The 20497-nt window shown below is 40.7% G+C and carries 11 protein-coding genes, 3 tRNA genes and 3 rRNA genes; 11 read left to right on the forward strand and 6 right to left on the reverse strand.

Translation table 11 applies throughout. The features are described from left to right. Positions 1-40: 40 nt before the first annotated feature. From PALPR_RS00790 to rrf, 8 genes are all read left to right on the forward strand, one after another. A complete protein-coding gene (locus PALPR_RS00790; protein WP_013443690.1) occupies positions 41-496 on the forward strand; it encodes an alanyl-tRNA editing protein in 456 nt (151 codons plus the stop codon). Between the two features lie 49 nt (positions 497-545). After that, a complete protein-coding gene (gene mtgA, locus PALPR_RS00795; RefSeq protein ID WP_013443691.1) occupies positions 546-1349 on the forward strand; it encodes a monofunctional biosynthetic peptidoglycan transglycosylase in 804 nt (267 codons plus the stop codon). Next, positions 1346-2011 (forward strand): lipoyl(octanoyl) transferase LipB, encoded by a 666-nt coding sequence (lipB, locus tag PALPR_RS00800; protein ID WP_013443692.1) that lies wholly within the window; start codon positions 1346-1348, stop codon positions 2009-2011. Before mtgA ends, lipB begins: the two co-directional genes overlap by 4 nt. A gap of 849 nt (positions 2012-2860) precedes the next feature. Further along, positions 2861-4388, forward strand: a 16S ribosomal RNA gene (locus PALPR_RS00805). 245 nt (positions 4389-4633) lie between these two features. After that, positions 4634-4707: transfer RNA gene (locus tag PALPR_RS00810), tRNA-Ile, on the forward strand. Between the two features lie 85 nt (positions 4708-4792). Continuing rightward, a tRNA-Ala gene (locus tag PALPR_RS00815) sits at positions 4793-4867 on the forward strand. Positions 4868-5165: 298 nt separating this feature from the next. Beyond that, positions 5166-8060, forward strand: a 23S ribosomal RNA gene (locus PALPR_RS00820). 211 nt (positions 8061-8271) lie between these two features. Further along, positions 8272-8382, forward strand: a 5S ribosomal RNA gene (rrf, locus tag PALPR_RS00825). The 16S, 23S and 5S rRNA genes sit together here with 2 tRNA genes alongside, the layout of an rRNA operon. 509 nt (positions 8383-8891) lie before the next feature. Here rrf and glmM read toward each other — a convergent pair. The 4 genes from glmM to thrA all read right to left on the reverse strand — a co-directional run bounded on the left by glmM (position 8892) and on the right by thrA (position 13977). Next, the gene (gene glmM / locus PALPR_RS00830) at positions 8892-10283 is read right to left on the reverse strand and encodes a phosphoglucosamine mutase (protein ID WP_013443693.1); all 1392 of its coding nucleotides are present in this window, start codon (positions 10281-10283) and stop codon (positions 8892-8894) included. A gap of 54 nt (positions 10284-10337) precedes the next feature. Beyond that, positions 10338-10886 (reverse strand): DUF4827 family protein, encoded by a 549-nt coding sequence (locus PALPR_RS00835; RefSeq protein WP_013443694.1) that lies wholly within the window; start codon positions 10884-10886, stop codon positions 10338-10340. A gap of 130 nt (positions 10887-11016) precedes the next feature. Further along, positions 11017-11535 carry an FKBP-type peptidyl-prolyl cis-trans isomerase gene (locus tag PALPR_RS00840; RefSeq protein ID WP_013443695.1) on the reverse strand — a complete coding sequence of 173 codons (519 nt, stop codon included), beginning with the start codon at positions 11533-11535 and terminating at the stop codon, positions 11017-11019. 6 nt (positions 11536-11541) lie between these two features. Beyond that, positions 11542-13977 (reverse strand): bifunctional aspartate kinase/homoserine dehydrogenase I, encoded by a 2436-nt coding sequence (thrA, locus tag PALPR_RS00845; protein ID WP_013443696.1) that lies wholly within the window; start codon positions 13975-13977, stop codon positions 11542-11544. Positions 13978-14137: 160 nt separating this feature from the next. Here thrA and PALPR_RS00850 point away from each other — a divergent pair. From PALPR_RS00850 to PALPR_RS00860, 3 genes are all read left to right on the forward strand, one after another. Further along, positions 14138-14211 (forward strand) — tRNA-Arg (locus tag PALPR_RS00850). A 129-nt stretch (positions 14212-14340) separates the two neighbouring features. After that, positions 14341-15705 carry a sigma-54-dependent transcriptional regulator gene (locus PALPR_RS00855; RefSeq protein ID WP_013443697.1) on the forward strand — a complete coding sequence of 455 codons (1365 nt, stop codon included), beginning with the start codon at positions 14341-14343 and terminating at the stop codon, positions 15703-15705. A gap of 7 nt (positions 15706-15712) precedes the next feature. Further along, positions 15713-17047: a sensor histidine kinase gene (locus tag PALPR_RS00860; RefSeq protein ID WP_013443698.1), complete on the forward strand. Its 1335-nt coding sequence runs from the start codon at positions 15713-15715 to the stop codon at positions 17045-17047. Between the two features lie 213 nt (positions 17048-17260). On the opposite strand, the gene PALPR_RS00865 is transcribed toward PALPR_RS00860, so the two are convergent. Together PALPR_RS00865 and PALPR_RS00870 are read right to left on the reverse strand one after the other, a co-directional pair. Further along, on the reverse strand, positions 17261-17941 hold the full coding sequence (locus PALPR_RS00865) for an ABC transporter ATP-binding protein (protein WP_013443699.1): 681 nt from the start codon (positions 17939-17941) through the stop codon (positions 17261-17263). Between the two features lie 131 nt (positions 17942-18072). Continuing rightward, a complete protein-coding gene (locus PALPR_RS00870) occupies positions 18073-20409 on the reverse strand; it encodes an ABC transporter permease (RefSeq protein ID WP_013443700.1) in 2337 nt (778 codons plus the stop codon). Between the last annotated feature and the right edge of the window lie 88 nt (positions 20410-20497).

A 20497-nucleotide genomic window follows, 5' to 3' on the forward strand; every position in this document is an offset into this window, starting at 1 on the left:
TCAGTTCGATTGATTATCTTTGCATCCTAATTTTGATCCGATGGAGAATATTATAAATCAACCTAAGAAAGATTATTGCGAACCAATGCACACTTGCGAGCATATTTTGAATCAGACTATGATTCGTATGTTTGGATGCCCCCGGTCGATGAATGCTCATATAGAAAAGAAAAAATCAAAATGTGATTATGTGTTGTCCGAAGCGCCTACAGAAGAGCAAATTTCTGAATTGGTAGACAAGGTGAATGCAGTTATTAATCAGCATCTACCGGTAACTATCGATTTTATGGATAGAAAAGATGCTGCTCAATTGGTAGATTTGTCAAAATTGCCTGCCGATGCTACCGAGACTTTACGGATTATTCGGGTTGGCGATTACGACGCTTGTGCATGTATTGGTCAGCATGTGAGTAACACAGCTGAATTAGGTCGATTTGAGATTATCAGTCACGATTTTGAAAATAATCGCTGGCGAGTGCGTTTTAAACTGGTTTAATTTGTTTCGATAGTTTTAAAACGGATAATTTTATTTTTCTATTTTTGATATGATTGAGCAGCCCGAAAATTCAGCAACATCAGATGTCGTTACCGGAATTTCTGATGTTAAGGTAAAAAGAAAATTTGGTTACAGACTATTTCGTTTCCTGCGAAAGCTATTGATTATCCTCTTTGTAATCAGTATTGCATGGGTAATAATCGATTGGTTTACTCCCATATATGTTACTCCCCTCATGTTTATTCGTTCTGTTGAGTCTGTTGCTCAGGGTGAGATGCCTAAAAACAGCAAGCAATGGGTGTCAATCGATAATATATCGCCCAATATGATACAAGCTGTGGTTGCTTCAGAAGATAATTTATTTCTAACGCACCACGGATTTTCTATTAATGATATGACGAAGGCGTTTGAGCACAATCTGAATGGAAAAAAAATCAGAGGCGGGAGTACAATTTCTCAGCAAACAGCCAAAAACGTATTTCTTTTTCCACAACGCTCCTATATTAGAAAGGGATTGGAAGCTTATTATACGGTACTGATTGAACTTGTTTGGTCAAAAAAACGTATTATGGAAGCTTACCTGAATGTTATCGAGATGGGTGATGGGATTTATGGAGTAGAAGCTGCTGCCCAGGAGTATTTTGGCGTACATGCTTCAGAACTGACAAAATCACAAGCTGCACTAATTGCAGCCTGTCTGCCTAATCCCCGTAAGTTTAATGCCGGAAATCCTTCAGGTTACATTCTGGGACGTAAAAATCAGATCGTGAATCTAATGGGCAAACTACCTCAGGTGGATTTTGATAAAAGACCTGTAAGTCCGAAACAACATAAAAAGCACAGAAGAAAATGAGTCAGATACAATTTGTTGACTGGGGATTAATTGAATATAATGAAGCATGGTCAAAACAAGAAGCGTTGTTCTCTGCAACAATTGAAAGAAAGGTTGGAGGTATAGAGACAGATAATTTTCTTGTCTTTTGCGAGCATCCTCATGTTTATACGCTTGGGAAAAGTGGAGATGAACAAAATCTTTTGTTGAATTATATTCAGCTACAGGCTAAACATGCCAGTTTTGTGCAGACTAATAGGGGAGGAGATATAACTTATCACGGACCGGGTCAGGTAGTGGGATATCCTATTTTCGATTTGGCAAATTTCAATCTGGGATTGAAGCAATATATACATTATATAGAAGAGGCCATTATTCATGCCTTATCATTATATAATATACAATCTTCTTGTTTGGATGGGGCAACAGGAGTTTGGATTGATGTGGGATTGCCAACCTGCCGAAAAATATGTGCTATTGGAGTTCGAAGTTCACGTTTCGTTACCATGCACGGCTTTGCATTGAACGTGAATACTCAATTAGAATACTTCAATTATATCAATCCATGCGGTTTTATCGATAAAGGAGTTACCTCTATGGAAAAAGAATTAGGGCATAAAGTGGATATTGAACAGTTAAAGTTAGCGCTGAGAACTAGTATCCAGAATCAGTTTGTGAATTAATTCAATCATTTTCCTACTCGTTTTATCGCTATTACTTGTGCTAGAATCTTAATCTCTTCGTGCTTTTAGCTTAAATTGCGTTGCTTCTCTCCGGCTTTTGTCTCTGGAAACGAATTAGGCTCATTTTTTTTGAAATTATTTTTGTGTATGAACAAGTTTTTTATCAGGCGTTTAAGGGGATTTGTATGTTTTACAGCAGAAATAAAAGGTAAAATGATTTGGTTTGTATGTATAAAGTGACTACTTTTGCACCCGCTTTGAGAGAGAAGCACGGTAGTTAGGTAATGAAAAGAGGTGTCAAATAAATAAAGAAATTATTTTTCTCAAAAAGTTTGGTAGTTTAAAAATAAGCATTACCTTTGCAGCCGCTTTGAGAGAGAAGCTTTGGGTTTAAAAATGGTTTAATAACTGACTGATTAAAAAACAGTTAAGTTGGATAAAATTAAGTTTTCCCGACAAATTTTCTTGAAAATAAAAATCAAAACTTTTCTAATAAAGTTTGGTATATTGAGAAAAAGCAGTATCTTTGCAGCCCGTTTGTCTCACAAAATTTGAGGGTAGAACGAAAGCAAAACAAGTTATAAAATAGGGAGCTATTTTGTAGTAACATTAGAAGTCTTGATAAACAACTGCACTGCGAAGTGCAACTTCCAAATTCCCCTTTAGGGGTTAGGGGTATCAAGCATCGATCTTTGAGAATACATGAACAACAAATAATGTAGTATAAGGAAAGGGAACATTTTTTATAAATGGGAGTATCTGTCAAAGGATACAAAGATTTTTTATACCACGTCAATTTTCTACAATAAATTTAGGAATAGATAGCATCCGAGCAAATAAAAAAAAGATACAACGAAGAGTTTGATCCTGGCTCAGGATGAACGCTAGCGACAGGCCTAACACATGCAAGTCGAGGGGCAGCATAAAGGTAGCAATACTTTGGTGGCGACCGGCGCACGGGTGAGTAACACGTATGCAACCTACCTGTAAGAGGGGAATAACCCGGAGAAATTCGGACTAATACCGCATAATACCACTGAACTGCATGGTTTAGTGGTTAAACATTTATGGCTTACAGATGGGCATGCGTATGATTAGCTAGTTGGTGAGGTAACGGCTCACCAAGGCAACGATCATTAGGGGTTCTGAGAGGAAGGTCCCCCACACTGGTACTGAGACACGGACCAGACTCCTACGGGAGGCAGCAGTGAGGAATATTGGTCAATGGGCGAGAGCCTGAACCAGCCAAGTCGCGTGAAGGAAGAAGGTTCTATGGATTGTAAACTTCTTTTGTAAGGGAATAAAAAAGAGTACGTGTACTCTATTGTATGTACTTTACGAATAAGGATCGGCTAACTCCGTGCCAGCAGCCGCGGTAATACGGAGGATCCGAGCGTTATCCGGATTTATTGGGTTTAAAGGGTGCGTAGGCGGACCCTTAAGTCAGTGGTGAAAGTTTGCGGCTCAACCGTAAAATTGCCATTGAAACTGAGGGTCTTGAGTGTAAATGAGGTAGGCGGAATGTGTTGTGTAGCGGTGAAATGCTTAGATATAACACAGAACACCAATTGCGAAGGCAGCTTACTGGGATACAACTGACGCTGAGGCACGAAAGCGTGGGGATCAAACAGGATTAGATACCCTGGTAGTCCACGCAGTAAACGATGAATACTAGCTGTATGCGATATACTGTATGTGGCAAAGCGAAAGCGTTAAGTATTCCACCTGGGGAGTACGTTCGCAAGAATGAAACTCAAAGGAATTGACGGGGGCCCGCACAAGCGGAGGAACATGTGGTTTAATTCGATGATACGCGAGGAACCTTACCCGGGCTTGAAATGCATCTGACCGACTTGGAAACAGGTCTTCTAGCAATAGCAGATGTGTAGGTGCTGCATGGTTGTCGTCAGCTCGTGCCGTGAGGTGTCGGCTTAAGTGCCATAACGAGCGCAACCCCTATTGATAGTTACTAACAGGTTAAGCTGAGGACTCTATTGAGACTGCCACCGTAAGGTGTGAGGAAGGTGGGGATGACGTCAAATCAGCACGGCCCTTACGTCCGGGGCGACACACGTGTTACAATGGGGGGTACAGAGGGTTGCTACTTGGTGACAAGATGCTAATCTCTTAAAGCCTCTCTCAGTTCGGATCGGAGTCTGCAACTCGACTCCGTGAAGCTGGATTCGCTAGTAATCGCGCATCAGCCATGGCGCGGTGAATACGTTCCCGGGCCTTGTACACACCGCCCGTCAAGCCATGGAAGCTGGGGGGACCTGAAGTACGTAACCGCAAGGAGCGTCCTAGGGTAAAACTAGTAACTGGGGCTAAGTCGTAACAAGGTAGCCGTACCGGAAGGTGCGGCTGGAACACCTCCTTTCTGGAGCGATGTTATCGAAACTTAGTAGAAAAGTGGTATACAAGGAAAGTGCAAACTTTTTGAGTACTACATTATGTTGTTTATGATATAAATACAGTCAGCAGTGAACAGTAAACAGTGAACAGTCAGCGGTAATGCAAGTTACAGAGAATGCTGATAACTGATACCTGATGACTGATAACTGAAAACGGTAGTTACACAAGAGAAGTTGATAACTGAAAGCTGATGACTGATAACTGAAATTCAGTCCTATAGCTCAGTTGGTTAGAGCGCTACACTGATAATGTAGAGGTCGGCAGTTCAACTCTGCCTGGGACTACAACAACAGTTCACAGTGAGCAGTGAACAGTGAACAGTTGAAGAACTGATAACTGATAAGTGTTCCCTGATAACTGAAAATACTCGGGGGATTAGCTCAGTTGGCTTAGAGCACCTGCCTTGCACGCAGGGGGTCATCGGTTCGAGCCCGATATTCTCCACAAAAATCGACCAGCGGGTTGTTTTTTTTTGAAGAATAGCAAAAAAGTAATACAGATTATTAGTATTGAACCACTAACAATCAACACATTAAATGAATAATTGTCGTGAGACAAAATAATTATTAATTATCAATTATTAATTATTCATTCAATAGCGATCTTTGATATATTGAAAGAAAGAGAGAAAAAGTAGTAAAGCAATGCTTTGCGATAGAGTAATCTAAAGTTAAGCATTGAGTATTTGTAGAGACGCATGTAAATGCGTCTGATAACTATGGATACGAGCAAACAAGAAATAAAAAAAGCAAATAAGAGCGAACGGTGGATGCCTTGGCTCTGGGAGGCGATGAAGGACGTGATAAGCTGCGATAAGCTCGGGGGTGGTGCAAATAACCTATGATCCCGAGATTTCCGAATGGGGCAACCCAACATAGTGAAGCTATGTTATCCCGCTATGCGGGAGGCGAACGAGGGGAACTGAAACATCTAAGTACCCTTAGGAGAAGAAAACAAAAGTGATTCCGCAAGTAGTGGCGAGCGAACGCGGAGAAGCCCAAACCAATGATGTAGTAATGCATTGTTGGGGTTATAGGACTGCGATATTTGGAATAAAAACGAACTGGAACGATTTGGAAAGATCGATCATAGAGGGTGATAATCCCGTACAGGTAAAGTTTTATTTTGATAGCAGTATCCTGAGTAGTGCGGGACACGAGAAATCCTGTATGAATTTGCCGGGACCATCCGGTAAGGCTAAATACTCCCCAGAGACCGATAGTGAACCAGTACCGTGAGGGAAAGGTGAAAAGTACTTCGAATAGAAGAGTGAAATAGATCCTGAAACCGTTCGCTTACAAGCGGTTGGAGCACCTTCGTGGTGTGACAGCGTGCCTTTTGCATAATGATCCTACGAGTTACTTTCACTGGCAAGGTTAAGTATTTCAGGTACGCAGCCGAAGCGAAAGCGAGTCTTAACAGGGCGCCATAGTCAGTGGGAGTAGACGCGAAACCAAGTGATCTACCCATGAGCAAGTTGAAGTTTCGGTAACACGAAATGGAGGACTGAACCGGTATACGTTGAAAAGTGTTCGGATGACTTGTGGGTAGGGGTGAAAGGCTAATCAAACTTGGAGATAGCTCGTACTCCCCGAAATGCATTTAGGTGCAGCGTTGCAATAGTTTATATGAGGTAGAGCGACTGATTGGATGCGAGGGCTTCACCGCCTATCAAGTCCTGATAAACTCCGAATGCATATAAATGTTTTGCAGCAGTGAGGGCATGGGTGCTAAGGTCCATGTCCGAGAGGAAAAGAATCCAGACCATCAGCTAAGGTCCCCAAATATATGCTAAGTTGAATTAACGAAGTCGAACTGCAGTGACAGCTAGGATGTTGGCTTGGAAGCAGCCATTCATTCAAAGAGTGCGTAACAGCTCACTAGTCGAGCGGTTTGGCGTGGATAATAATCGGGCATAAGCATATTACCGAAGCTATGGAATTATACATTGTATAATTGGTAGGGGAGCATTCCAGTACAGCGTTGAAGGCGTAAGGACAACTTACTCTGGAGCGGCTGGAAAAGCAAATGTAGGAATAAGTAACGATAAGGGAGGCGAGAAACCTCCCCGCCGGAAGACTAAGGTTTCCTGATCAACGCTAATCGGATCAGGGTTAGTCGGGGCCTAAGGTATAGCCGATAGGCGAAGCCGATGGAAGAACTGGTTAATATTCCAGTACTACTTATAAGAGTGAAGTGGGGACGGAGCAGTGAAAGTCCTGCGGCCTGACGGAATAGGTCGTTAAAGGGTGTAGATATTGACGGGGGTAGGCAAATCCGCTCCTAGAGTCGAACCTGATAGTACCGAGCGCACTTGTGCAATCGGATATGGATGTAATCAGACTCCCAAGAAAATCCGCTAAACGTTAATCTTATAAGTACTCGTACCACAAACGGACACACGTGGTCAAGTATAGCGTACTAAGGCGCTCGAGTGATTCACAGCTAAGGAACTAGGCAAAATAGCCCCGTAACTTCGGGAGAAGGGGCGCTTCCTCATGTTGAATGAGAAGCCGCAGAGAAATGGCCCAGGCGACTGTTTAACAAAAACATAGGGCTATGCAAAATCGAAAGATGAAGTATATGGCCTGACACCTGCCCGGTGCTGGAAGGTTAAGAGGAGATGTTATCGCAAGAGACGCATTGAATTGAAGCCCCAGTAAACGGCGGCCGTAACTATAACGGTCCTAAGGTAGCGAAATTCCTTGTCGGGTAAGTTCCGACCTGCACGAATGGTGTAACGATCTGGGCACTGTCTCAGCTGTGAGCTCGGTGAAATTGTAGTATCGGTGAAGATGCCGATTACCCGCAACGGGACGGAAAGACCCCGTGAACCTTTACTGCAACTTTACATTGAATTTGGGTAATTAATGTGTAGGATAGGCCGGAGACTGCGAAGCGGGCACGCTAGTGTTTGTGGAGTCACCCTTGAAATACGGCCCTTTGATTATTTGAGTTCTAACTCCCTTGTAGGGAGGACACTGTATGGTGGGTAGTTTGACTGGGGTGGTCGCCTCCAAAAGTGTAACGGAGGCTTCCAAAGGTGCGCTCAGGCCGATTGGTAACCGGTCGTAGAGTATAATGGTATAAGCGCGCTTGACTGAGAGACCGACAAGTCGATCAGGTAGGAAACTAGGGCATAGTGATCCGGTGGTTCCGTATGGAAGGGCCATCGCTCAAAGGATAAAAGGTACTCCGGGGATAACAGGCTGATCATTCCCAAGAGCTCATATCGACGGAATGGTTTGGCACCTCGATGTCGGCTCGTCACATCCTGGGGCTGGAGAAGGTCCCAAGGGTTGGGCTGTTCGCCCATTAAAGTGGCACGCGAGCTGGGTTCAGAACGTCGTGAGACAGTTCGGTCCCTATCTGTTGTGGGCGCAGGAAATTTGCGAAGGTCTGACACTAGTACGAGAGGACCGTGTTGGACGAACCTCTGGTCGATGGGTTGTTCCGCCAGGAGCACTGCCCAGTAGCTACGTTCGGTTTGGATAAGTGCTGAAAGCATCTAAGCACGAAGCCATCTTCAAGATTAGATTTCCATTGAGGGTCGTGGAAGACTACCACGTTGATAGGTCACAGGTGTATAACAGAAATGTAGAGCCGAGTGATACTAATTGCCCGATAGCTTTTTTAGAACCCCTAATCTACCCCTAACCCCTAAAGGGGAATAATAAAGGTAGAGATAAAGGAAACAAACCCGCTCTTTGCGTATTTTTCTCTCTTCTTTTTCAATTATCTATTATAACAAGTTAATTGAGTAATTAAGTGTAATAAGTAATTGGTTTAATACCAATCATAACTAACCAACTAATTAACCAATAATCTGTCAACTAAATAAACCGTATTTAGGTGGTTATAGCGACAGGGTTCCACCTCTTCCCATTCCGAACAGAGAAGTTAAGCCTGTCCACGTCGATGGTACTGCTGCAAAGTGGGAGAGTAGATAGCCGCCGTTTTTAAAGCCTCATACAAGCAATTGTGTGAGGCTTTTTTTTGCCCCTAAATCAAATACTGGCAATATATACGATCTGATTTACGTGAGTTCGATATAAGAATCTATATATTTTGTCACTATGTCATTAAAAACAAAGGAATAAGGTTTTGAATTTTATTTTCTCATTCTCTACTAAGGCAATATTATTGAAAGAAATAAGGTCAAACCTTAGTAGAATCAACTATTGCTACCAAACAAAACCTTATTTGTCATCTAAATGATTTGAATATACTCCATTTAGATTGCCGCGTTTTTATTTTCGCTGTAGGGCTACAGTGATGATTTGAGTATGGGGAGCAGATAAAGAATCACTATCAGAGATTATTTATGACAAAGGTGTTGATTGATAGAATGAGAATGAGGTGTGTAGAGTGCGTTTGATTCGTTTTATGACGATATTGAGAGGAATGAAATATTGGCATAAAAAAGGCCTATTCTCGCGAGAATAGGCCTTTTGTGTACGAGAGTTTATTATATGTTTGCAATTCTTTTAATCTCTTCAATTATAGCTGAAGCAAATGCTTCTGCTTGTTCTGCTGTTCCGGCTTCAGAGTAAATGCGAATAATAGGCTCTGTATTTGATTTACGTAAATGAACCCAACCCGTAGGAAAATCAATTTTTACTCCATCGATATCATTTACTTCAAACTGTTGATACGATTTTTTTATAACAGACAATATTCCATCAACATCTATACTGGGAGTTAATTGAATCTTATTTTTAGAGATATAATACTCAGGATATGTTTTACGTAGGTCTGATACGGTTGTTTTAGTTTTGGCCAGATTGGTCAGAAACAAAGCAATGCCTACCAAAGCATCACGTCCGTAATGGCTGGCAGGGTAGATAATACCACCATTGCCTTCGCCCCCAATAACAGCATTTGTAGCTTTCATTGCTGTAACGACATTCACTTCGCCTACAGCCGCAGCAGTATATTTTCCGCCACGTAAATTGGTAACATCGCGTAAAGCACGTGTTGAACTCAGATTGGAAACAGTGTTTCCCGGCATATGTTGAAGCACATAATCAGCTACAGATACTAAGGTGTATTCTTCTCCAAACATGCTTCCATCTTCACAGATTATAGCAAGGCGATCAACATCGGGATCTACAACAAATCCGACGTCTGCTTTGCCTTGTTTCATTAGCGATGATATATCCGTGAGATGTTCAGGCAATGGCTCCGGATTATGAGGAAAATGACCGTTAGGTTCACAGAAGAGTTTTTCAACTTTCTTTACTCCCAATGCTTCAAGTAATGCGGGAATGATAATACCACCAACAGAGTTTACACAGTCAATGGCAACGCTAAAATTGGCGGCTTTAATCGCTTCTACGTCTACTAAATCAAGAGCAAGTACACTATCGATGTGTTTTTTGTCGTATGAAGAATCAATAGTGAGTTTTCCTAGCTGATCTACATCGGAGAACGTGAAACTTTCATCCAAAGCAATTTTCAATACGTTTTCACCTTCAATGGCATTCAGAAATTCACCTTTCTCGTTTAAAAGCTTTAGTGCATTCCATTGTTTCGGATTGTGACTGGCCGTAAGAATGATACCTCCGGCTGCTTTTTCCATGGTCACAGCCAATTCAGTTGTTGGGGTTGTAGCTAATCCGATGTTAACCACATCCAGACCCATGCCCAGCAGTGTTCCAACTACTAGTTGATTAACCATTTCGCCAGAGATACGCGCATCTCTTCCAACTACTATTTTGTTTGAATTTGTTTGTTTAGTTGCCTTGATTTGAGTAGCATAAGCTGCTGTAAATCGAACTATGTCTAAAGGGTTTAATCCATCACCAACCGTTCCGCCGATTGTACCGCGAATACCGGAAATTGATTTTATCAAAGTCATGCTTTAGTGAGTTATTTTTGTTTATGTGTTTGTTTTCAAAGTTTTAGTGTTCTACTATCTTTGAATTTTAATTTTTAGATCAAAAGCTTTTGGTGTAACCGTTAATAAGTCCGCGTTGAAACCTATAGAAGATGGTACAATGATTTTAGCTATAGATTCATTGCGTTTCATGTACGAAGCAGCTTCATGAAAAGCCTTACAAGAAAGTGTAAGGTCACCATAAGTGAAACTGCTTGGGTCTGCATAATCTATCGTTGACCAGTTACTTATGGTATCGGAAGCAACGCTCAAAGTGTACTCTTTATAACGTGGCACAACAATATTTTTCAACATCAAAGTATCATTACTGCTCAAATCGCCGGCATTAACCATGTGGAAATATAAACCACTTTTAGTTAGTACATAGACGTCTCTTCCATTATTGTTCCATGCCGTATTAGCCGGAAACGTAGAAACTACTTCGATATTATTACGTTTGACATATGCATCAATCAGATTTTTTTCTTCTTTGAGCAACTCAGCGTAAGTCTTTGTGTCACTACAAGATGTTGCCAACAATGATGTCAGGAAAGCAAGAAAGAATAGATAAGAAATTCGTTTCATATCACTAAATTATTTTTATACAAATATCCGATTAAAAATCGAGAACCAAAAGTTAATAAAATAAATAAAGATATAAGATATGTAGTTGAGATTTTTTATATTGTAGACAATGCCTACATCGATATAAAAATTAATTCAATACTTTTATCTTATAAATTATAGAAGTATATGGTGGAACCAACGGCTTGCGGCCAATCAATCCATATCCCAAATACCAGGGAATAATAAAAGTAGCACTATCGCCTTTGCGCATAAGTTTTAAGCCTTCTTCAAGCCCCGCTATCACTTCTTTTTTTCCAATTACAAGTTGTTTTGTATCTTCTTCTACAGTTTTACCATTCAATAGCATAAGTTGTCCGGACAACTTGCAGCTAACTGAATCTCTGAGCAACGGTCCATTACCAGACTTGTAAATTATATACCAAAAACCCGTTTCGTTTTTTTTGAACGCACCTTTCGTTTTAGCAAACTGTTTCAGCTTCAGATCCTCCTTAGCCGCCAGTCGTTGATTAATTTTAATCAATGATGCATTCACATTGTCTATCTCAACTCCTTTGTTCGATGGAAGTTGTGGAGCCTGCTTTTTACACGCTGTAAAAAACACACAAGATATTATCAATGCTAAAATTGAACTCAGAAACTTATTCATGCCGTATTATCGTATATTGGCAATACTCATGATATCAGAAAACACTCCGGCAGCTGTTACACCGGCTCCAGCACCGTAGCCTTTTATCATCATTGGAAACTCGTTGTAGCGTTCTGTTGTTATCAAAATAATATTGTTGCTGCCTTGCAAATCATAGAAAGGATGCATATTATCAACTTCCTGTAGACCAACTTTACAGTTACCTTTTTCCATCGTAGCTACAAATCGCCAACGTTTATTTTGAGCGGCCAGCGTTTGTCGTTTAGATTCAAACTCACCATCAAGTTCTGGTACACTTTTCCAAAAGTCTTCCAAATTTCCGGAGAGGTATTTATCCGGGATAAATAAATTTTTCAGAACATCAGCTTGCTCAACTTTATATCCGGCTTCGCGGGCCAGGATAACCAGTTTCCGAATCACATCTTTTCCACTTAAGTCAATGCGGGGATCTGGTTCAGCAAACCCAGCTTCTTTGGCCATTAAGATGGCTTTACTCAATGGGACTTCGCTGCTTAATGTGTTGAATATGAAATTCAAAGTCCCTGAAAGTACAGCTTCCAACTTAAGAATATGATCACCGCTGTTGATTAGATTGTTCATCGTGTTGATGATAGGTAAACCCGCCCCAACATTTGTTTCGAACAGGAATTTTACACCACGTCGACGAGCAGTTTCTTTCAGATTTGAATAATTTTCAAAAGCAGAAGATGCTGCAATTTTATTGGCAGTAACTACCGATATGTTGTTTTCGAGGAGAATCTGATACAGTTCCGAGATGTCATTGTTAGCAGTACAATCGACAAACACAGAGTTGAAAATGTTCATATTGACTATTTCCTGACCAATAAGTTTCGGACTAGCATCTACGCCTTTCGACAATAATTCGTTTTTGAAATTTTCAAGATTAATTCCATCCCGATTAAAAAGCATTTTTTTGCTGGATGCTATCCCTACAACATTCAGTTTAAGTCCGTTTTGCGACATAAGCTTTTGTTGTTGTTTTTTGATTTGATCGAGCAAGCTGCTGCCTACTGTGCCAATTCCAACAACAAATATATTGAGTACCTGATATTCAGACAAGAAGAATGAATCGTGAATTACGTTCAATGCCTTGCGTAACGATTTACGATCGGTGACAAATGAAATGTTAGTTTCAGATGCTCCCTGAGCACAAGCTACTACATTTATACCATTCCGTCCCAGCGTTCCAAAGAGTTTTCCGGCAATACCTGGAGTCCGTTTCATATTATCTCCAACAATAGCAACTGTAGCTAAATCATCCTCAGAGAAGATTTCATTGATTTCTCCCTGAGCAATTTCATAAGCAAACTCTTTTCTTAAGACCTCAACAGCCAGCGTACTGTCAGCATTGCGCACTCCGATAGAGGTGGTGTTTTCAGACGAAGCCTGCGAAACAAGGAATACGCTGATGCCGTTTTTAGCCAAAACACGGAAAATCCGGTAGTTTACACCGATAACACCTACCATACCAAGTCCCTGTACTGTAATCAGCGAAGTGTCATTAATAGACGAAATTCCTTTAATGGCTTTGCCAATTTCACCTGTTTTCTCACGGGAGATATAGGTTCCTTCTGCTTCAGGATTGAAGGTGTTTTTTATTTTTACGGGAATATTTTGATGAAAAACAGGGAAAATTGTAGGAGGATAAATTACCTTAGCTCCAAAGTTACAAAGTTCCATAGCTTCTATGAAACTCAGTTTTTCAATTACATAAGCATTATTTATGATACGTGGATCGGCAGTCATAAAACCATCCACATCACTCCAGATTTCGAGGATGGATGCTTTGAGAGCAGAAGCAATAATGGCTGCTGTATAGTCGGAGCCACCCCGGCCTAAATTAGTGATAAAGTTGGTATTAGCATCGGTAGAAATGAAACCTCCGCAAACAGAAATTTCATGTAAATTGCTGAATGTTTCACCTATCAGTACGTTTGTCTTTTCGAAATCGACAATGTGCTTATCAAACTGATTTTCAGTTTTTACGAACTCTTTAGAGTCGAAATGAACAGCTCCTTCGATGGCATGCGTTACAATTATGGACGAAATAGATTCGCCATAACTAACTATAGTATCAATAATCTTGGTGGAAATATCTTTAATAAGATAAACTCCGCGAAAGATATTGGATAAGTCGACAAATTGTAATTTTATCAGATTAACGACCTCTTCTTTTTTGCTTTCAGGAATAACGCCCTCAATAACTTCTAAATGGCGCGTAAGCATTTGATCGTATTCCGTAAGATAAGATTTATCACCATCGCAAGCTAATTTTGCAACTTTATAAAGTTGATCCGTCACGCCCGAAAGAGCAGAAACAACTACAATTACAGGCTCACTCTGTGCCTCAACAATTTTCTTTACACTTAGAATTCCTTTGACCGAACCTACGGATGTTCCGCCGAATTTTAATACTTTCATCGTTACGAGTAATGTTAAATTTATCTTATCCTTTTACAGCACGCAAAATTAGCAATTTTAGTCGATTAATTAGTGCTTTTCCCCAATTTTAGAAGAAAGTGTTGCATCTTTCCAAAAATTGAACTACTTTTGCAGCGCTTTAGAAATGAAAGCAAGGATTGGTCTGGTAGCTCAGCTGGATAGAGCAACGCCCTTCTAAGGCGTGGGTCATGAGTTCGAATCTCATCCGGATCACGAAAAAACCGTTTTGAATCTTTTGATTCAAAACGGTTTTTTTATTATCTGATTTTTTGCTATTATTCTTCTGAAATTTTGCTTGTTATTAAAAAGAAGCTTGTATTTTTGTTGTAAAATAATTTTACAATGAAAAAGGGTTGTATACTGGTTGTCGATGACAATAAAAATGTGCTAAGTGCTTTGCGGATATTGCTTGAAAGCTATTTCCAGAAAGTGATTTTACTGAACTCTCCCAATACACTGGTTTCCCAGTTGAATGATAATCGCCCGGATGTGATTTTGCTTGATATGAATTTTTCTGCCGGTATCAATTCCGGAAATGAAGGATTATACTGGTTGTCGGAAATTAAAAAGTTTGATGCCGAACTTCCCGTTGTCCTGTTTACTGCTTATGCTGATATTGATTTAGCGGTAAGTGCGTTGAAACAAGGAGCCAGCGATTTTGTAGTAAAACCCTGGGATAATGCAAAATTAGTTGCAACTCTCCAATCGGCCTATTCCCTTCGTCAGTCGCGTAAAGAAGTAAAGCAGTTGCGCGAGAAACAAACGGTTATTAATCGGGAATTAAACAGGGATAAAGCTTTCTGTTGGGGACAATCCGAGACTATGCGGGAGCTTCGTAGCTTACTAAGCAAGGTTGCTAAAACAGATGCCAGTATTCTCATTACCGGTGAAAATGGAACCGGAAAGGAAGTGATTGCCCGCGAGATTCATCGCTTGTCGGTGCGTAGTGAAGAGGTTTTGGTAACTGTTGATATGGGAGCCGTAAGCGAAACTTTGTTTGAAAGCGAGTTGTTTGGGCACGTAAAAGGTTCTTTTACCGATGCCCGTACCGACAGAGCCGGAAAGTTTGAAGCCGCCGATGGGGGAACACTTTTTCTGGATGAAATTGGAAATTTGAACTATGCATTACAGGCTAAATTGCTGAGTGTAATCCAATCCCGGCAAGTGGTTAGGGTGGGGGATAACAAACCGATTCCGGTGGATATCCGGCTGATTTGTGCCACTAACCGCAATTTGGAGCAATCGGTACTAAACGGTGAGTTTCGCGAAGATCTGCTTTATCGGGTTAATACGATACATCTGGAAGTTCCGGCACTGCGCGATCGATCTGAAGATATTCCTGAACTGGCAGAGTTTTTCCTTCTGAAATATAGCGGCAAATATGATAAAAAAGGCTTGACACTGAGTAAAAATGCGATTCAAAAATTGAAAGAATATGCCTGGCCGGGTAATGTGCGTGAATTACAACATGCCATGGAGAAAGCCGTGATACTTTGTGACGGAACAGAATTGCAGGCAGACGATTTTTACCTACGGAAGCAGGAAAAGAAGAGCCCAAAGCTGGCAAATATGAGCCTTGAAGATGCCGAAAAGATGCTGATAGAGAATTCTATTGTAAAAAACAACGGAAATATGTCGGCTGTTGCCATCGAACTGGGCATTACCCGCCCTACGCTCTACAGTAAAATAAAAAAATACGATTTGTAAAAGTATTATGTTTAAATCTATTCAATACAGACTTCTTACGTTTACTGTTTTGTTGATGCTTGCGGTGGCGGCCTTGACTTATTTCACGGTAAGAGGGGAAGTGTCATTTGCCATTATAAGTGGAATAGCTACCATTATTTGCTTGTACAACATGCATCAACATTATAAAAAGTTCAACAGCAATGTGCTTTTCTTGCTTAATGCGTTGGATAATGGGGATTATTCATTCCATTTTTCGGAGGATAAATTGTCGCGACGGGAAAAGGAGCTGAACGTGATGCTAAATCGTATTAAGGAAATCTTGGTTGGTGCACGCAAGGAGGTGGTGGAAAATGAAAAGTTCCTGAGCTTAATTATTGAAAGTGTATCTACGGGGATTATCATTATGGACGAAAAAGGGCATGTGCAAACGGTGAATCAATCGGCACTGGACCTGATGGGTTTACCGGTCTTTACACATATCAATCAGCTAAGCAATGTCAATGAAGCTTTTCCGGATTTGTTTCGGAATCTACGGGTGGGCGATAATCCCCGCATTGAGGTGAGCAATGAGCGTGAGGAAATGCAGGTGAGTCTGAGCTTATCGGAAATTGTCATTAAACGCGGACGGATGAAAGTAATTACGCTCAACAATATTGGCAATGAGCTGGAAGCAAAAGAAATGGAGTCGTGGATCAGGCTGATACGGGTGATGACGCACGAAATTATGAACTCCATTGCGCCTATTACTTCGTTGAGTGAGACTTTACTTACATTGCATAATATGCCGGAGAACGATTCATCGGAAGAAGATTTACGGTTGAACACCATCGAGGCTTTCGAAACGATTCATTCCACGGCCAAAGGCTTGTTGTCGTTTGTGGATTCGTACCGTAAATTTACGGCCATTCCCAAACCAAACATTCGATCTTTTGAGGTAAAACCGCTGATAGATAAAATTCTTCATTTGGAAGAAAAATGTATCAACGAAAAGAATATTCAGGTAGAACTGCGGGAGGCCGACGAACATACCGAATGGCTGGCTGACGAAAAACTGATTACGCAAGTGCTGGTAAATCTGGTGAAAAATGCTGTGGAGGCTATTACTGATACCGAACTTAAAAGGATACGCATCAGCATAAATCGCCTAGCTGACGGGAAGGTACAGGTGGAAGTGAGTAACACCGGCAACCCAATTCCAAAGGAAGTGCTTCCACATATTTTTATCCCGTTTTTTACCACCAAAGACTCCGGAACCGGTATTGGTTTGAGTATCTCACGCTATATTATGCGTTTGCATGGTGGTAAGTTAACTCATACCACTTCAGCCGAAGGATGGACGGTGTTTACTGTGATGAGTTGACGGTTGATCACTAATTAGCGATATTTAGTCGCTTCGGAGTGGCCTCAGATCGCAACTTAATCTAAATAATAGATAGAGTAAAACCGCAGAAATCGTAAATACCCAACGTAAATGTATTTGGCAAAGAAGATTATTATTCGGATGTTGAACCGAAGTAATTCATTTTATTTTGAGTTTTACTATTTCTGCGGTTATATTTTAAAAGCGCAGAGTTTACATCTTGCTTTCCACTTCCGACACAATCTGACCATCGAACAGGTTGATGACCCGGTGTGCAAAGGTAGAATCGTGTTGCGAGTGTGTCACCATCACGATGGTAGTTCCTTCTTTATTTAGCTCGGACAGCAGGCTCATCACATCTTTTCCGTTTTTCGAATCCAGATTTCCGGTCGGCTCATCGGCCAAAATCAGTTTTGGGTTAGCCACCACTGCCCGGGCAATGGCCACACGCTGTTGCTGTCCACCGGAGAGTTGATTTGGAAAATGCTTGGCACGGTGACTGATGTTCATACGTTTCAAAGCCTCTTCCACGCGTTGTTTACGTTCCGATGCCTTTACTTTCAGGTAAACCAGAGGTAGTTCCACATTTTCATATACATTCATTTCTTCAATCAGGTTAAAGCTCTGAAATACGAACCCGATATTGCCTTTACGCATGTCGGTACGCTGTTTCTCTTTCAAATGTCCCACTTCGGTGTCGGCCAAAAAGTATTCGCCCGAAGTCGGGTTGTCTAATAGTCCAAGGATGTTCAGCAGGGTTGATTTCCCGCATCCCGAGGGTCCCATAATGGCAATAAATTCACCTTCGGCTACGTGTAATGAAACTCCGTTCAATGCCACTGTTTCAATTTCTTCCGTGCGGAAGCTCTTTTGTAAATCATTAATCTTTATCATAATGTTTCGAATTTCAGCCCCCTAAATCCCCCCAAGGGGGACTTTTGACGAGCAAGTTGTTATTGTTATATATAATTTTTGTTCAGTTAGATTTTTTTCTTTAACTCCCCCTTCGGGGGAGTTAGGGGGCTTTATTCATTTTTTATTGCATCTACCGGGTTGGCTGTGGCTGCTTTGTGGCTTTGCCAACTGACGGTTATCACGGTAATGACAAATACGAGTAATCCGGCAAGCAGGAATATCCACCAATAAACGGATGTTTTATAAGCAAACTGTTGTAACCATCGATGCACGATGTAGTACGATAATGGTACTGCCAGCGCAAAGGCAATAACCAACTGAATCAATATAGAGCGGTTAAGCATCAGCATGATTTCTTTTACCGAAGCTCCGTTTACTTTCCGGAGGGCAATCTCTTTGGACTTGTAACGGGCATTGAATACAATGAGTCCGTAAACACCCATGATGGCAATGATGATAATAACTACTCCGAAAATGGAGATTAGCTTGGAAAGATTACTCTCGTTTTTATATAAATCGTTGATTGATTTGTCTAAGAATTTAATATCAAAATCTTCGTCGCTGTATTTCTCCCAGGTTTTTTTGATATAGTTGATTGTAGAGGATGTTTCCGTTCCTGAAATCTTTATAATTACCCATTGCATTTGTCTGTCATTCAATATAGCAAATGCCATGGGTTGAATGGAGTCTTTTAATGAACTATAATTGACATTCTCTGCAATTCCGACAATCGATAATTTAGCATTAAAGCCTTCAAAGTCTTTACCAAGAATCTGTTTTAAAGAATTGTTTTTTAGGAATTGCCGATTAAAAATAATACCGTGCTTTGCTCCTGTGCTATCAGAGTTTTGAAAGTCCCGACCTTCTCTGATCTTTACACCAAAGAATCGAAGAAAATTGGGGTATACCGGCCAAATTACTGCAGATACCTGTTTCCCTTCAAAATCCCGCCCCCATGTCATACCCACTTCACCGGGGATAAAATAAGATGCTGTATAATCGAGTATCCGTGGATCTTTTTTTAATTCTTCACCAAATGCAATTATAGAGGTTTTAATTTGTTGACATGGTAAGTAAACAATGTTTTCCTTTTGCATACCCCACTCATAATTTTTCATATAGTCGTGTTGCGTTTTGATGAAAACGGAAACAATTATCAGCGTAATGGCAGATACAAATTGGATTGTGATAAGGGTATTTCGCAGCTTGACACTTTTTCCCGACAAAGAGAAAGAACCACTCAGCGCAATTGCCGGTTGGAAGGAAGTGATATATCGAGCAGGATATAAACCGAATAAGAATCCAAAGATAAGAGATAAACCCCCAATAATACTGAGGAGTATCCAGTTCTTTTGTAATGATAAGTCTGCTGAAAAGTATTCGTAGATGGAGCTTTGCTTTAAAAATGAAATGATGAATATCGAAATGATAAATGCCAGCATTGAGAAAAACGGACCCTCGGCTGCAACTATATATCTTAATGTCCTGGAATTAGCCCCAAGAATTTTTTGAATATTTAATCCCCGCACCCGGGCCGGAGCCATGGCAATGGAAAAATTCAGAAAATTGATATAGGCAATAATCAATGTAAGAATACCAATGGCTAACAGTGATAAGGTAGTAGTGATACTCCCTGTTCCATCAGATTTTAGAGAATCAAAGTGCATACTTGTCAAATCCTGAAACTCAGCTTTCACTTTCACTTCGTCTTTGGGATTATTGAACCTTTGTGATATCAGTTCTCCATACTTTTTCTTCCCATTGATTTTTGCGATCAGTTTATTCACATCACGAGGAAGTATCTCAAAATAGCCTTTATAGTTGTAATTGCTGGGGTCGTCATCGGGCAAATACACAAAAATGTCATTGGACAATGAGCTGTTCTTAGGAAAATCTTTGAATACAGCCACGATGGTAAGTGGAGCTTTATCGTAGTGGAAGAAAACCGTTTTTCCTATAGGGTTGGCATTTCCGAAAAACTTGTGTGCTGTATTTTCCGAAATCATTGCCTTCCCTTTTTGTGTCAAAGCCTGTCGGGGATCTCCGGCAAGTATCTTCGGAGTAAATACGTCCAGCAGGCCAATGGTTGCATCGTTTACGGTAGCCGTAAATTTTTGTTTGCTTCCAGTTTTATTTATTACATCGAATGTTTCATTGCGAATAAAACGAATTAAACAATAACTTTTTATCTCCGGAAATACCTCTGACATTTCTTTGGCCATAGGAGTAGTCATGGTGATGCCCCGATTGTTGTCACTATATAGTTGAACTAATTGGTAAATATTAGCCGATTTATTGTAGCTTCTGTCGTAGTTATAATCGTAATACACTTGTATTAAACAGACAATAAACACCGCAAAAGCCACCGAAAGACCCAGAATATTCAGGATGCTTGAAGTTTTGAATCGTTTAAGTACAAAGAAGAAATTTCGAAATATTGCTTTCATATTTTATTATTTTGTTACTTGTCGCGTGGAATTCGCAATAAACATGGTCTTATGGTTTAAACCTGCTTTATGCTCGTTTCATATTTTA

The organism is Paludibacter propionicigenes WB4 (assembly GCF_000183135.1).
Lineage (GTDB): Bacteria > Bacteroidota > Bacteroidia > Bacteroidales > Paludibacteraceae > Paludibacter > Paludibacter propionicigenes.

What these genes read in the sequence shown, in the direction of transcription:
- PALPR_RS00790 (WP_013443690.1), top strand. Translation starts at nt 41, where the DNA reads ATGGAGAATATTATAAATCAACCTAAGAAAGATTATTGCGAACCAATG.
- PALPR_RS00860 (WP_013443698.1), top strand. Translation starts at nt 15,713, where the DNA reads ATGTTTAAATCTATTCAATACAGACTTCTTACGTTTACTGTTTTGTTG.
- mtgA (WP_013443691.1), top strand. Translation starts at nt 546, where the DNA reads ATGATTGAGCAGCCCGAAAATTCAGCAACATCAGATGTCGTTACCGGA.
- PALPR_RS00835 (WP_013443694.1), bottom strand. Translation starts at nt 10,886, where the DNA reads ATGAAACGAATTTCTTATCTATTCTTTCTTGCTTTCCTGACATCATTG.
- thrA (WP_013443696.1), bottom strand. Translation starts at nt 13,977, where the DNA reads ATGAAAGTATTAAAATTCGGCGGAACATCCGTAGGTTCGGTCAAAGGA.
- PALPR_RS00840 (WP_013443695.1), bottom strand. Translation starts at nt 11,535, where the DNA reads ATGAATAAGTTTCTGAGTTCAATTTTAGCATTGATAATATCTTGTGTG.
- PALPR_RS00865 (WP_013443699.1), bottom strand. Translation starts at nt 17,941, where the DNA reads ATGATAAAGATTAATGATTTACAAAAGAGCTTCCGCACGGAAGAAATT.
- PALPR_RS00855 (WP_013443697.1), top strand. Translation starts at nt 14,341, where the DNA reads ATGAAAAAGGGTTGTATACTGGTTGTCGATGACAATAAAAATGTGCTA.
- lipB (WP_013443692.1), top strand. Translation starts at nt 1,346, where the DNA reads ATGAGTCAGATACAATTTGTTGACTGGGGATTAATTGAATATAATGAA.
- PALPR_RS00870 (WP_013443700.1), bottom strand. Translation starts at nt 20,409, where the DNA reads ATGAAAGCAATATTTCGAAATTTCTTCTTTGTACTTAAACGATTCAAA.
- glmM (WP_013443693.1), bottom strand. Translation starts at nt 10,283, where the DNA reads ATGACTTTGATAAAATCAATTTCCGGTATTCGCGGTACAATCGGCGGA.